Origin of the sequence: Nocardia sp. 852002-51101_SCH5132738 (genome assembly GCF_001665695.1) — a bacterium.
GTDB lineage: Bacteria > Actinomycetota > Actinomycetes > Mycobacteriales > Mycobacteriaceae > Nocardia > Nocardia nova.
Genome location: NZ_LZML01000184.1, coordinates 25,206 through 38,712 on the forward strand (window position 1 = coordinate 25,206; position 13,507 = coordinate 38,712).

Below are 13,507 nucleotides of genomic sequence, written 5' to 3' on the forward strand. Positions count from 1 at the left end.
TCCGGGTCTCAGCCCTGCGGCTCGGGAAGCCGAAGTCGTTTGAGCGACACCGCGTTCAGCGCGACGATGATACTGGAGCCCGACATGGTCAGTGCGGCGATCTCCGGGCGGAGGGTGAATCCGAAGGCCGGTTCGAGCACGCCGGCCGCGATCGGGAGTGCGACCGCGTTGTATCCCACCGCCCACGCCAGGTTCTGGTGCATCTTGCGCAGCGTGCCGCGGCCGATCCGTAAGGCGGTGGGCACATCGAGCGGGTCCGATCGCATCAGCACGACATCCGCGGTGTCGATGGCCACGTCCGTGCCGGCCCCGATGGCGATGCCGAGGTCGGCCCGTGCCAGCGCGGGCGCGTCGTTCACGCCGTCGCCCACCATCGCGACTTTCCTTCCGCCCGACTGTAATTGCGCGATGGTGTCGGCCTTGTCGCCCGGCAGCACCTCCGCGATGACGGTATCGATGCCCAATTCGGCCGCGATACGATCGGCCGTGGCGCGATTGTCGCCGGTCAGCATCACGACTTCCACACCCAGATCGTGCATTTCGCGCACCGCCGCGGCGGCGGTCTCACGGGGTTCGTCGGCGATCCCGACCACCGCGACCGCCTTGTCGTCGACCGCCACCAGCACGGCGGTCTGCCCGCCGTCCGCGATCCGGGCCCGAGCGCCGGCCAATTCGCCGAGTTCGATCCCCTCCCGATCCAGCAGTCGCCGGTTGCCGACCACGACACGCTGCCCGTCGACCGTGGCGACGGCGCCGTGTCCCGGCACGTTCTCGAACTTCTCGGCCCGCGCCGGCGCGGCGCCGCGCTCCTGCGCGTAGCGGACGATCGCCTGTGCCAGTGGGTGTTCCGATTCGCGTTCGACCGCGGCCAGCGCCGCGAGCAGCCGGGGCGAGGGCTCCGCCGCCGCGGTCACGAATTCGGTGACGGCCGGTTCGCCCTTCGTCAGCGTGCCGGTCTTGTCCAGCACCACCACGTCGACGCGCGCCGCCGTCTCCAGGGCCAGCGCGTTCTTGAACAGCACGCCCCGGCGAGCGCCCAGTCCGGTGCCGACCATGACGGCCGTCGGCGTGGCCAGGCCCAGGGCGTCGGGGCAGGTGATCACCACGACGGTGATGGCGAACAACATGGCCGTGGCGAAGGTGGCTCCGGCGAGCAACCATCCCGCCAGCGTGACCGCACCGCCGATCAGTGCGACCAGTACCAGCCAGAACGCCGCCCGGTCGGCCAGCTTCTGGCCCGGCGCCTTCGAATTCTGCGCCTGCTGAACCAGATTCACGATCTGCGCCAGCGCGGTGTCGGAACCGACCTTGTCCGCACGCACGCGCAGGGTGCCGTCGACGTTGATGCTCGCGCCGATCACCGGAGCACCCGGTTGCTTGTGCACCGGCAGACTCTCCCCGGTCACCATCGACTCGTCGACCTCGCTGTCGCCGTCTTCCACGACGCCGTCGACCGGGATCTTGGCGCCCGGCCGCACCAGCAGCAGATCACCGACGGCGACCTCGGCGGTGGGAATCTCCACCTCCTCGCCGTCACGCACCACCACCGCGCGCGGTGGCGCGAGGTCGAGCAGCGTGCGGATGGCGTCGGTGGCGCCGCCCCGGGCGCGCATCTCGAACCAGTGCCCGAGCAGCACGAAGGTGGCGAGCATGGTCGAGGCCTCGTAGAAGACCTCGCCGCCGCCGGTCAGCGTGATCGCGAGCGAATACAGCCATCCCGCCCCGATGGCGACCGCGACCAGCACCATCATGTCGAGGGTCCGCGCCCGCAGCGCCTGCCACGCACCGGTGAAGAAGATCGTCGACGAATAGCCGATCACCGGCAGACTCAGGATCAGCGCCCACACATCCTGGCGTAGCCCGAACGGCACCGGCAGGTCGATGCCGAACATGTCCGTCGCCATCGGTGACCACACCATGACCAGCACCGAGAACACCAGCGCGACCAGAAATCGGTTGCGCATGTCGGCGGCCATCGCGGCCATCGACATGTCGTGGTGGTCGTGGGTGCCGTGGTGATCGCGCCTGGGCTCCGCGGGTTCGTGCCGGTGCGCGCCGTCGGGACGAGACGGGCCGGACGGCTCGGCCAGCGGATCGCAGACGTGCCGGGGAACCGATCGGCCGGAGCAGTGGATCCCGCAGTCGCGCAACCACTCCCGCAAATCGTGGACCGAGGTCCGGCCCGGGTCGAAGCTGACCGTCGCGGTCTGGGCGGCGGGATTGACCGTGGCCTCGAGCACGCCGGGGCGCCGTTGCAGGACCCGCGTGGCGACCTGCCGCCGGCTCGCCCAGTGCAGGCCGTTCAGATCCAGTACCACGGTTTCATGGCCGTTGCCGTCCATGTGCACGACTCCTCTCGACAGGCCGAGCGATTACCACGACCATATACCCACAGGGGGTATATGCCAAACGAGGCCCCTTCACCAGCCCTGGAAGGTCGCCGCTCGCCACCCACACGGGCCGTCGTTAACATGGTCGGCTCGGGGGGCGACTATTCGGCGATGGATGTTTCGGGCGGCGGAGGTTCCGGTGAGGATTTCGAACTCCCGCGGCGGGCGCGACACCGTCGATATCGCGCTGGTGGTGCCCGGTAGCGGACCGGCGGGCCTGTTCGGCCCCTCCTGTGAGGCGTGCGCCGCGCTGGCGGTGGAGGACATCAATCGCGCGGGCGGAATTCTCGAGCGGCCGGTACGACTGCACACGGTCGATTCGGGCGCACCGCTGCCACTGCTGGCCGAACGAATCGATCGCATGATCGGCACCGGCGCCGTCGACGGCGTGGTGGGCTGGCACCTGTCCAATGCCCGCCGGGTGCTGACGCCCCGCACGGCGGGGCGGGTCCCGTACGTCTACACCACGTTCTACGAGGGCGGCGAGAATTCCGACGGCGTGTACATGGTGGGCGAGACGCCCGATCATCAGCTCTTTCCCGCGCTGCGCTGGCTGCGCGCGGAGCAGGGCATCCGCCGCTGGTGCATCGTCGGCAACGATTACGTGTGGCCGCGCGAAACCGCCCGGGTCACCCGCGAGGCGGCGGCATTCGGCGACATCGACATCGTCGGCGAGGCATTCGTCCCGCTCGGCAGCCGCGCCTTCGGTCCGGCCCTCGACCTGATTCGCCACTCCTCGGCGCAGGGGGTGCTGCTGTTGCTGGTCGGCGCCGACTGCGCGGCGTTCAATCGGGCCTTCGCCCGCGCGGGTCTCGACGAGCACCGGTTGCGGCTGAGCATGATGATCGGCGAGGACGTCCTGTTCGCGGGTGGCCCGGACAGCACCCGCGGATTATTCACCGCCTCAGGCTATTTCGAGAGTGTGGTCTCGCCCGAGGCGATGGATTTCGGCAGCCGCTACACGGCTCGGTACGGCACCTTCGCACCCGCGCTGAACAACATCGGCGAATCCTGTTACGAGGGCCTGCTGCTGTTCGCCTCGCTGGCGGAGGCGGCGCGCAGCCTCGACGTGCGCGCCATCGAACGCCATGCCTCCCGGGTTCGCTACGGCGGCCCGCGCGGTGAGGTGAAGGTGCGCGGCGCGCACACCACCCAGCCGGTCTACCTCGCCGATGCCGACGGCGTCGACTTCGCGGTGGTGAGCGAATTGCGCCGCGCCTGAGCCGGATTCGGCTTCTCCGCGCTGTCGGCGGCGTGCCGGCCGAAGGGATCGCCCGGCCGCAGCCGCCCGATGAGCAGCGCGATGGCGGCGCACCCGATGCCGATTCCGGCCGCGACCAGTCCCGGCACCGCGGTGACCGCGGCCTCCGCACTGCGGAACCAGGTATGCGAATATTCGATCCGGCCGAGGTCGCGACCCTGCAGAGCCACCCCCGCGGACGGCACGAACAGGATGACGATGCCGACGACCGCACTGGTCGCTCGCGGGCCGATGGCACATCCCAGCGCATATCCGGCGACCACCGCCAGTGCGATACAGCTCGGCACTGTTACCGCCGCGGTCGGGACGTCCACCAGCGACGAGCTCACCGCAGCGGCGATGGACAGCGCGACGGATCCGGCGACAGCCTGCAACGGCAGGCGAATGCGCCATCCGGCGTAGAGGCCGGCGCCCGCGGCCGCGACCACCAGCACGGTCGACCAGGCCGGCCGCGGAACGGTGAGCAGGGCCGACCCCGCGGAAGCGAAGGCCACCATCACCACCACCAGCATTCCGTCGCGTCCGGGAAGCAGCAGCGCCGCCACCGCGGTCGCGAGCAGCAGGAGCGCCCCGCCCACCAGAATCGATACCAGCGCGCCGCCGCGGGCCATCCAGACGGAGGTCCCCAGCGTCGCCGAGACGATCACGACCGCCGACACCACCGGTTTCAGCGGTACCACCGCACTGTCGTCGGGTTCCGGTCGCTGTTCTTGGCGAAAGAGCAGGGCCGTGCCGAGCATCAGGACGAGTGCGACGACAATCATCCAGACCGGAGGCGCCCCGCGCATGATGCCCTCCCCCGCGACGGTGGAGGCGAAATCCGGCGCCTGGGTGAGGTCGGCGAACAGAATCGAAGCCAGCGCACCGAACAGATACCCCCCGGCAGGGGCTCGCCGATGCCACACCGCCGCGGCCAGACAGCCCAGGATCACTCCGGCGAGCATGGAGTCGACGTAGTTGAGCGTCGACAGGGTCCGGGTCTCCAGCTTCACCAGCAGGGTGTGGTTCACCAGCATCGCCGAGGTCGCACAGAAGACCGCGCACCAGGCCAGGCGGCTGCTGCCGATCGCCGCCGACACCGAGACCGCGATGACGGCGATCAGCGCGCCGGCGGTGAGGGCCAGCGGCATATTGAAGATCAGCAGGTCGACCTGCAGCGCCGATCCCGGCGACAGCCAGGATTGGCTGATCGGCATCATCATGGCCAGCCCGGCGATCGCGGCGCTGACGCATGCGGCCGAGGTTTCCACGGCCACTCGCAGCCATTGCGCGTCGGTGATTCCGGCCGACAACCGATGTACGTGCCCCCGGATATCCGGGGAACCGAAAGTCACAGCACTCATGCCGGACTCCGTCCCCAGCAGGTAGCGCCTGGTTGTGACTTCCCCGCCGATTCGTTAGCCGAATGATTGCGGGACCGACATTACCGGAGCACGAAAGCCCTCTTTCGGCATCTGATCACCGTCCAAGAGCGAAAATCGGCAATTCGATGATGATTTGCTAACGGTTCGGTCGCGGCGGATATAGGTTTCGTATCAATTCCCGCCGCGACCGCGTGTCCGCGCCCGTTCACCGCGATCGCCGCCGGTACGCACGGGCGCGCCCGTTGCCGGATCGTGTCCGTGATCCCGGACTGATCGACTACGGGCGCCGTGTGGATTACCGGGCTATATCGTCGGCGGGCGCCTCCCCGCCCTCGGGTCCGGCCGAGGAACTCGCACTGCGAAACAGCGGACGATGCGCCACCCCGCCGGCAGGTGCCGGCGTCTCGATGGGTACCGGACTGTGGCTGAACAGATTCGGCTGCTCACTCATATCGGATGTCCTTCAGACTCTCACCATCGACGGCCCGTCCGGCCAGCGAATCGGCCGCACCGCTCGCGCGCACAGCGCACTGTGCGATTACCGACAGCACTTACAGTACACCCCCGATAACCGACCGCGGGCGCGACGAGCCGAGACCGGTCGTTCGCGTCGTGGCACGGAATCGGTTCGGCGGGCACACATTCCGCGACCGCGTGGGCGTCAGCCGCGGCCGTGCCGCAGTTCGTACTGCTCGCGTTCGGCCGCCGCACGCTCCCGTTCGGCGATGTCGGCCAGTTCGGGATCGAGCCCGTGCTTGAGCAGGCGGTGCCGCCGATACACGTACATCAGCGCGATGGTGAAGTAGACCAGCGGGACGTACAGCAGCGCCGCCATCGACAATCCGATCCACAGCGGGCCCGGGACCAGCAGGAACAGGCACAGTACGGGGATGATCGGCACCAGGAATCGCAGCAGGTAGCGGCGGGCGGCGCCCGGGCCGGTCAGATCGCGAAGGACCCACTGCTGCATCGAGGGCGGCAGCGTGGCGCCGCAGATATAGCGCACGCGCTGAACCGGATTCGGCTTCTGCTCACTCATGGGTAGCTCCCTGGATATCGGCGAGCGCGGCTCGCCGGGCGGCCTCGTTGACGCGGGTCAGTACCTCGCGCAGTTCCTCCAGATCGGCCAGGCTCACGCCCAGCCGCCGCACGACCGCCGGGGGGATCAACTCGGCCTGGCGGCGCAGCGCCCACCCGGCTTCGGTCAGATCGATCAGCAGTGTGCGTTCGTCGCGCGGATCACGATGGCGGGTGATGAGGCCTGCCGACTCGAGCCGCTTGAGCAGCGGAGACAGCGTGGCGGAATCGAGTTGAATCGCCTCGGCGATGGCCTTCACCGACATCGGAGCCTCGCCCCACAGCGCCAGCATCACCAGATACTGCGGATGGGTGAGCCCCAAGGGCTCCAGCAGCGGGCGATACACCGTCAGCACCGATCGGTTCGCGACGGCCAGGGCGAAACATACCTGCCGGTCCAGCCGCAGCGGATCGTCGACGTCGGTCGTCATGCCCACCTCCTCGTGTCGAGGCCAGATTAGCGTGCTAATAGTTAGTGCACAAACTATTAGTGCGCCATCACACACTCGGCGACGCGAGCGAGACGCCTAACTCACGTGAGGTGATGTACTGTTCGCGACGATCGGCCGAGCTCGTGGTGCCCGTGGGTGTGATCGACCGGACCGCCCATCCGGGCTCGTTCCGTCGTGGCCCCCAGTTCCCGTCCGCATGGAGCGAGCCCGGATTTTCACAAGCGGAGGCGGAGAGGGCGGAGCCGAGTGGCCGGTCCGCCGCACCCGTCACGGTCGGCAATCACCGTGCCGCACCGGTGGATTCAGATCAGACGAGGACCTTCTGTTTGCGGATCCGACGCTGCACATCTCGCATCATCATCTTCGTCCCGGAGAACCGAATGAACTTGGGGATGAAGCGGTTCACAAATCCCACGAACTGGAACAGATGCTCGAATCGGCGCTGGTCGGCCGCGCTCCACTCGACGCCCATCTGTTCGCGGAAATGCGGAGGCAGGAAGCCGGCGGTCAGGAAGCGCAGCAGCCCGCCGAAGAGCAGTCGCATGTACCAGTGGATCATCCGAAGATGCAGCAGGTCACCGATATACGCTCGGAAGGCGTCGTCGACGATCACCTGACGGCAGGCCTCGACCCAGTACTCGTCGAATTCGGCGCGCGTCTTCGGCCACATGTCGGGATGCACCTGCAGCGTCGTGCCGAAGGTGTCCGCGCCCTGATAGAACGCCTCGAGCTCCTCCGGTGACATCTTGCCGTTGATCAGCTGATGGGAGTCCTCGAAGCCGATGTAGATGCAGGCCGCGACATACAGCTGCAGATTGCGGTCGAAGGCGTTGTACTTCACCTTCGAGCCGGGTTTCGACCGCACCTGCCGGTGCGCGACATTCACCGCCTCACGGAACTCCTCCTTCTCCTCGGGCGTGCCGAGAATCGCCACCGCCAGATACGACGCCGTGGTGCGCAGTCGCTTCCACGGATGCACCATGAGCGCACCGGATTCCACGGTGCTCTCCATGACACCGGCCGCCACCGCGGGATGCGCGAACTGCATCGCGACGTTGGCCGTGGCGCCCGCGAACATCCAGAAATCCAGGGCGTCGGGCAGTTGCGCGGGGCGCTTGCGCGGTGAGCGATAGAAGTCCGGGATGTGAATGCGCGTCTGCTCCAGGGTCAGCGGCGGCGTCTGCGCGACGTCGGGCCGCACAGCTCGCTCGTCCTCCGCCCGGCCTCGCCCGACCGGCACGGATTCCTCCGGAACGTAGGAATCACTGTGCGGGTCGGTGTAATTCGGCTCCCAAGGCTGCGTTGCCGTTGTCATGCGAGTCCTCTCTCGGAACGTTTCGCCGGCGCGACCGGAGATGCGCCGGGCCCCGCGCTGCGGGGCGCGGGCGGTGCCGCCGGGATCGGCGGCACCATGCGACACGGGAGACCGAGGGGCCCGCCCGGCAGACCGGCTCGTCTCGGAGCCGACGCGACAACCACCGATGCGCGGTTACCGGCGCTCTCGCGGATTTCTCCCTCTGCCCCGGCGACACCCCCTCGTACACTCCTCAGGGTCGGCCCGGCCTCCATTATGTTACCCGTAATTCTCTCTCGATCAACGGGCCAATAACGAAATATCCCGTACTTGAAGCCGCATGCCGTCATCTAAGTTGTCACATATTCAAGAACCGCTACGCCTGTCGCGCAAGCCGTCCGAACAACGTCATCTCCATCAATCCGATCACCTGGGCTCGAGGGCAGATCTGCTGGTCGTTGCCGAACAGCCGCCCCAGACCGACGACGAGGCCGAATCCGGCATGGACCAGGATGCGGGCCTGCGCCCGCGCCAGCTCGGGCCGCGCATCGACCAGCAGTTCCACCCATTCGGCGACCACCAGCCGCTGGATATTGCGCAGCACCGTGCGCTCGTAGGCGCCGACATTGCCGAATTCGGCGTAGTAGACGAACGTCAGCTCGCGCTCGGCGAACGATCCCTCGACATAGAGGTCGATCAACCTCGCCAGCGCCTCCTCGGAGGTCTGTGACGCCTCCACCGCGGGTGCGATCGCGGCGGCCATCCGGTCGGCCACCCGCCGGAATGCCGCCGCCAGCAAGGCATCCTTACTGCGGTAGTACCGGTACACCGCCGAGGCCGCCGACAGTTCGGCCGCCGCCGCGATCTCCTCCACGCTCACATTCGGATAGCCGCGCTCGTGGAACAGCTCGACCGCCTTGTCGAGCAGCACCCGATGTTTGAACGATTGCGGAATCTCGTTCGCTCGTACAGGTTCCGGCGCGTCGGCGGCCACCGGCAGGTCGGCGCGGATCAACGACCACGCGGCCTCGCTCAGCAGCACCGCGAGCGATTTCGCCGGCAGATGCGCGTGGTGGTCGCCGATACTGCTCACCACACTGAAGATCGCGACGGCACGCACCAGGCCCGCGCGGCGGGACAACTCCGGGCGCAGTTCGCCGATCAGCGCCCGCAGCGCGGAGATCGCGGTCTCGAACCGTTCGTCGAAGGTCCGGCGATCGTCGCGATCGAGGTAGCGCGCCTCCCACCGCGCCAGCGCGGCCGTGGGGCGATTGGCGATGGTATCGGCCACGATGGCATCGATGACGAGTCCGAGTCGCGTTTCGGCGCTGTGGCTCTGCGCCTCCGCGGGCAGCGTCACCGCGGTCACCGCGGCTGTGGACAAGCGCAGCAGCTCCTCGCGGAACAGCGCGTACTTGCTCGGATAGTGCCGGTACAGCGCGGCCGAGGAAATCCCCAGCCGGGCGGCGATGTCCTCCATGCTCACGCCGTGATAACCCAGCGATCCGAAGGCCGCCGCCGACGCGGAGGCGATCTGCGCCCGGCGGTTCTTGGGCCGGCGGCGGATCACACGCTCGGGGTTGTGCGTGGCCGACGCCGTCGCCTTCGCACGCCCGTCCTGTGTGCGACTCACATTGTCCGCCAATTCGTTTCGCCGGGGAACCGCTACGACTGCGGCGGTAGCGGAGTCAGCGGCGTACTGATCTTGTCGACCAGCCAGCGATCGCCCTGCTTCTGCAGTCGCATGACCGTCGACAACTGGCCCGGTTCCGGTTTGCCCTGGGTGCCCAGGCTGGTGATGGTCTGGCCGATCACCACGATCGCCTCCGCGGAATTCTTGTCCCCGGAACGGATGGCGCACTGCACATCCGTCGACTTGGCGACGACCTCACCCTTGGCCAGGACGTCGCTGAGGTCCTTGCTGTTGGACTCGAATTGCTTCTTCCATTCACCGGAGGCGCCGGCCAGCACATCGCGGACGTACTGGTCGAGGTGCTTGGAATCGTAGGTCGAGACCACCGGGCCGTATGCGCAGGCGGCCTGGCGGGCCTGCGCCTGCGCCTCCAGCACCTCCTCGTGATCCTTGTTCTGCAGGTAGAAGTAGATACTGCTGCCGATCGCGGCGCCCAGGACCAGCGCCGCCGCCGCCCGCAGGCCGATCCGCACACCGCGTCCCCCGGCGGCCGGACGCAGTCGCGACAGCGGCGAAATCTCGGCTGCGGCCGTCGTTTCGGTGGGGCTCGACTCGGTGGTATCGGATGTCCCCGCCGCATCCGATCCGGCCGTATCGGACTCCGGGGCCGCCGCGATCTCCGGTTCGTCGACGGTGTCGATCGTGGGTACGCGCTCCTCGGCGCCTCCGCTTTCCTTGTCGCTCATCGCGTTCGCTTCCTAGTTGTCGGGTATGGGGCCGGGCGGGACGGGCCGCGACAGTTCGTTGCCGGTGACGCCCGGCGGCGGCCCGGACCCGTTGTCGGGGATGTTCGGCCGCGGCGCGTTGGCCGAACCACGCACCTGCAGTGCGGGATCGGCGGTGAGGCAGTAGTTGTACAACCGCACCCGGGTGTCGGTCATGACCTTGGCCGGGGACACCGGAATCGTGTCGTAGTCGCAGGTGGGACGCGGCCAGAAGTCGGCGAGCGTGTGATAGGCGCCGTCGTGGGCGGGCACCCCGAGCGCTTGAATACCTTGGCGCAGTGCGGGAAACAGCGCCTCGATCGCCGGCTGCCGCAGCTTCGCCGCCTTGGTGATGGCGACGAAATTGGTGACCAGATCGGTCAGCGGATCCTGATTCTTCGCCACCACGTCGCCGAGTGTCGCCAGCTCGCCGGGCCCCTGGTCGAGGAATTTCCGGATCTCGTTGTCGGCGGCGGTGGCCTGCTGGAACAGTGCGCTGCCCGCCGCGGTCAGCGTGCTCAGATCGGGCTGCGCGTGCGAGGTGGTCTCCGCGATCACCTGCAGGTTCTCGAGCAGCTGCTGGGTCTGCGGCAGCAGATCGGACAGCCCCGCCATCGCACGACTGATCCCGGAGATCATGTCGCGCAATCGATCCGGGCCGCCGCCCAGCGCCTTGTCCAGCTCGTCGACGACCACGGTGAGCCGGTCCGGATTCATCCCGCCGATGAATCCGCTGAGATCGGTGAGCAGATTCTGCACCGGAATCGGCACGCTGGTGCGTGCGCGCTCCACGACGGCGCCGTCGGACAGATACGGCCCGGTGTCGGCGTCGGGCCGGAAGTCCAGATACTGCTCACCCGCCGCGGACAATCGGCCGACGTGCACCGCGCCCCCGACGGGAATCTTCGCGCTGTCGTCGATTTCGGCGATCGCGTCGATTCCGTCGCCGGAAACCCGCACATCGGCGACCTTGCCGACCCGGGTGCCGCGGAAGGTCACGTCGTTGCCCGGAAGAATGCCACCCGAGGTGGCGAGTTGCACGGTGACGGTGAAGGTGTGCGGAAAAGGATTGAACCGCAGCACATATCGGGCCAGATATCCGGAGCCGATCACCAGCACCACGATCAGGCTGAGGTTGGCCAGGGCGATGCGCCGGCGCACCACCCAATTCCACAGCGGCGTATTCATCGCTCACCACCCTGCTGGGAAGGTTCGGCCGGCGTGCCGGGCGCTTCCGGCGGCGCCGCACCCGGCACCGGTTGCGGCGGACTGATGACCCGGCCGAACACTTTCTCGAATACCTGCGCCAAACTGCCGGCGAACGCCGGAACGTCACCGATTTCGGGCCACCGGCTGCCGTGCGGATCGCTGAGCGCACCGATGCTCAGATACGAAACCACCGGCATGACGGCCAATCCCGAACCCCGCAGGCTGGCCATCAGCGGCGGATAGATGTCGTTGAGCCCGTCGAGCGCCTCGGTGAGATTGCCGCCCATTTCCGTGAAGCCCGACATCAATTTCTGGATGCTGTCGAACAGGCTCAGGAACTGCGGGCTGGTGGTGTCGGTGAAATCGCCCAGCGCCGCCATGGTGGTCGATACCTTGGTGGTGAGATCCACGATGCGCTGATTGTTCTCGTTCACCAGTCCGAGCAGTTGCGGGAAGGTATCGGCGGCCGCGCCGAGTTCCTTTTTGCGCCTGGCCAATTCCCCGGACAGCGTATTCAATCCCTGCAGGGTGGCGTCGATATCGCCGGTGCGCTGATTGAGCGCGGCGATCACGCTGGTCATCTCGCTCAGCAGATGCGCCAATTGCGGTCCCCGCCCGGCGAACATCGAATTCATCTGCGTGGTGATCTGTGCGGCCTGGTTGATACCGCCGCCGTTGACCAGCATGGCCACCGACATCATCAACTGCTCGACGGAGGCCGCGGTGCCGGTGTGGTCGGTGCCGATGGTGTCTCCGTCGCGCAGCGGCGGGCCCGCCTCCTGCGCGGCCGGCAGGGTCATGGCAACCGACATGTCGCCCAGCGGCGTGGCCTGACGCAATTCCACCGTGGTCCCGCGCGGCAGCACGATGTCGGAGCGGATCTGCATCCGCACGTCGGCGATGAAATTCGTGGTCTCGATACCGGTGACGGTGCCGATATCGGTGCCGCCGATCCGCACGTGGGCGTGATCGGGCAGATTCAGCACATCGGTGAACGCGGCATGAACGGTATAGCCCGGACCGTCGATACCCGGCTTGGGCATCGGCACATTCTCGAGGGTCGGGCCGCATCCGCTGATACCGAGTGTGGTGGCGGTCGCGACGGCGGTGAAAACGATGCCGCGGCGAGATGTTCTGCGCTGTGATCGTGTCATTTTCCGCTGATCCCCAGAAGTGCTGCGGTGAGTCCGAAATCGGGCCCCATATCGGCGATCCTCCCGGTCCGGCAGCCGTCGAGGCGCATCATCACCCGCTCACAGAAGGTCGAGAGCGCTTCACCGTCGAGCACCGATTTATCGAGCAGGCCGTGCAGGCGCAGCGCCTGATGTTCGTAACTGGTGGCGTTGGCGAGGTTTTCGAACATCAGCGGCGCGACATCCACGATTTCGGTGAGATTGCGGGCATTGGCACGCATCTGATCGCTGATCGCGACGAACCGGCTCAGTGCTCCGGCGAGCTGATCCTTGTTCTGCCCCACCACCGTGGCGGTATTGGCGACGAAATCGTTGAGCTGGGTGAGCACCGCCTGCAAGCCGGGCGCCTGATCGCCCATCAACTTCAGCAGTTCGGTGAGCCGGCCGCTGAAATCCCGCACGGTCTGATCGTTCTGGGCGATGACCTGAGTGATGTCGTTGAGTTTGACGATCGTGTTGGAGATCTGGTCCTTGTTGGCGAAGGTCGTCTCGAACGCACCCGAGAGCGCGTCCAGCGTCGCGCGCAGTTTGTCGCCGTTGCCGTCGAGCAACGGGAACAACACCCGGCTGGCCATCGGCCCGGTGTCGCTGTCACCCTTCAGAGACGCACCCAGCTGGTCGAAGGTCTGCATGATGCGGTCGAGTTCCACCGGTGTCCTGGTGCGCGGCAAGGGAATATGCGCGCCGTCGGCCATGGTGGGCCCAGTTCCGTCGTAGGCCGGCGCCAGTTCGACGTGGCGGTTGGTGATCAGCTGCGGATTCACCAGTGCGGCCATGGCGTCGGCGGGCAGCTTCGAGGGTGTCACGAGAACCGTGTAAGTCCGAAGCTAGTTCGGTACTAAATCTATTCTAGCACAATGGAATTCGGTT

Annotated in this window: 12 protein-coding genes; 1 reads left to right on the plus strand and 11 read right to left on the minus strand. The window is 67.3% G+C overall.

The features are described from left to right. Positions 1–8: 8 nt before the first annotated feature. Positions 9–2,342 carry a cation-translocating P-type ATPase gene (locus tag A5789_RS28565; protein WP_064905063.1) on the minus strand — a complete coding sequence of 778 codons (2,334 nt, stop codon included), beginning with the start codon at positions 2,340–2,342 and terminating at the stop codon, positions 9–11. A 187-nt stretch (positions 2,343–2,529) separates the two neighbouring features. On the opposite strand from A5789_RS28565, the gene A5789_RS28570 reads away from it, so the two are divergent. Next, the gene (locus A5789_RS28570; protein ID WP_227462833.1) at positions 2,530–3,612 is read left to right on the plus strand and encodes a substrate-binding domain-containing protein; all 1,083 of its coding nucleotides are present in this window, start codon (positions 2,530–2,532) and stop codon (positions 3,610–3,612) included. Here A5789_RS28570 and A5789_RS28575 read toward each other — a convergent pair. The 10 genes from A5789_RS28575 to A5789_RS28615 form a co-directional block, all read right to left on the minus strand. After that, positions 3,552–4,994 carry a hypothetical protein gene (locus A5789_RS28575; RefSeq protein ID WP_146098651.1) on the minus strand — a complete coding sequence of 481 codons (1,443 nt, stop codon included), beginning with the start codon at positions 4,992–4,994 and terminating at the stop codon, positions 3,552–3,554. The genes A5789_RS28570 and A5789_RS28575 overlap by 61 nt on opposite strands. Before the next feature lie 316 nt (positions 4,995–5,310). Continuing rightward, positions 5,311–5,466: a hypothetical protein gene (locus A5789_RS37010; RefSeq protein ID WP_156055636.1), complete on the minus strand. Its 156-nt coding sequence runs from the start codon at positions 5,464–5,466 to the stop codon at positions 5,311–5,313. Between the two features lie 210 nt (positions 5,467–5,676). Beyond that, entirely contained in the window at positions 5,677–6,054 is a 378-nt protein-coding gene (locus tag A5789_RS28580; protein ID WP_063017571.1) for a DUF5313 family protein, read from the minus strand. Further along, positions 6,047–6,523 (minus strand): MarR family winged helix-turn-helix transcriptional regulator, encoded by a 477-nt coding sequence (locus A5789_RS28585; RefSeq protein ID WP_030515606.1) that lies wholly within the window; start codon positions 6,521–6,523, stop codon positions 6,047–6,049. Before A5789_RS28585 ends, A5789_RS28580 begins: the two co-directional genes overlap by 8 nt. 328 nt (positions 6,524–6,851) lie before the next feature. Continuing rightward, complete coding sequence (locus A5789_RS28590; RefSeq protein WP_082941021.1) at positions 6,852–7,859, minus strand: oxygenase MpaB family protein; 1,008 nt, start codon at positions 7,857–7,859, stop codon at positions 6,852–6,854. A gap of 355 nt (positions 7,860–8,214) precedes the next feature. Then, the gene (locus A5789_RS28595; protein ID WP_064905078.1) at positions 8,215–9,471 is read right to left on the minus strand and encodes a TetR/AcrR family transcriptional regulator; all 1,257 of its coding nucleotides are present in this window, start codon (positions 9,469–9,471) and stop codon (positions 8,215–8,217) included. Positions 9,472–9,503: 32 nt separating this feature from the next. Next, positions 9,504–10,217, minus strand: a complete 714-nt coding sequence (locus A5789_RS28600) for a hypothetical protein (RefSeq protein WP_155525667.1) — start codon at positions 10,215–10,217, stop codon at positions 9,504–9,506. Positions 10,218–10,229: 12 nt separating this feature from the next. Further along, on the minus strand, positions 10,230–11,423 hold the full coding sequence (locus A5789_RS28605) for an MCE family protein (RefSeq protein WP_064905058.1): 1,194 nt from the start codon (positions 11,421–11,423) through the stop codon (positions 10,230–10,232). Further along, positions 11,420–12,598 carry an MCE family protein gene (locus A5789_RS28610; protein ID WP_082857350.1) on the minus strand — a complete coding sequence of 393 codons (1,179 nt, stop codon included), beginning with the start codon at positions 12,596–12,598 and terminating at the stop codon, positions 11,420–11,422. The genes A5789_RS28605 and A5789_RS28610 overlap by 4 nt, the downstream gene beginning before the upstream one ends. After that, entirely contained in the window at positions 12,595–13,443 is an 849-nt protein-coding gene (locus A5789_RS28615) for a mammalian cell entry protein (RefSeq protein ID WP_227462832.1), read from the minus strand. The genes A5789_RS28610 and A5789_RS28615 overlap by 4 nt, the downstream gene beginning before the upstream one ends. Between the last annotated feature and the right edge of the window lie 64 nt (positions 13,444–13,507).

Coding starts and splice junctions, on each gene's coding strand:
- A5789_RS28575 (WP_146098651.1), bottom strand. CDS start 4,994: ATGAGTGCTGTGACTTTCGGTTCCCCGGATATCCGGGGGCACGTACAT.
- A5789_RS28585 (WP_030515606.1), bottom strand. CDS start 6,523: ATGACGACCGACGTCGACGATCCGCTGCGGCTGGACCGGCAGGTATGT.
- A5789_RS28565 (WP_064905063.1), bottom strand. CDS start 2,342: ATGGACGGCAACGGCCATGAAACCGTGGTACTGGATCTGAACGGCCTG.
- A5789_RS28610 (WP_082857350.1), bottom strand. CDS start 12,598: ATGACACGATCACAGCGCAGAACATCTCGCCGCGGCATCGTTTTCACC.
- A5789_RS28580 (WP_063017571.1), bottom strand. CDS start 6,054: ATGAGTGAGCAGAAGCCGAATCCGGTTCAGCGCGTGCGCTATATCTGC.
- A5789_RS28600 (WP_155525667.1), bottom strand. CDS start 10,217: ATGAGCGACAAGGAAAGCGGAGGCGCCGAGGAGCGCGTACCCACGATC.
- A5789_RS28605 (WP_064905058.1), bottom strand. CDS start 11,423: ATGAATACGCCGCTGTGGAATTGGGTGGTGCGCCGGCGCATCGCCCTG.
- A5789_RS37010 (WP_156055636.1), bottom strand. CDS start 5,466: ATGAGTGAGCAGCCGAATCTGTTCAGCCACAGTCCGGTACCCATCGAG.
- A5789_RS28590 (WP_082941021.1), bottom strand. CDS start 7,859: ATGACAACGGCAACGCAGCCTTGGGAGCCGAATTACACCGACCCGCAC.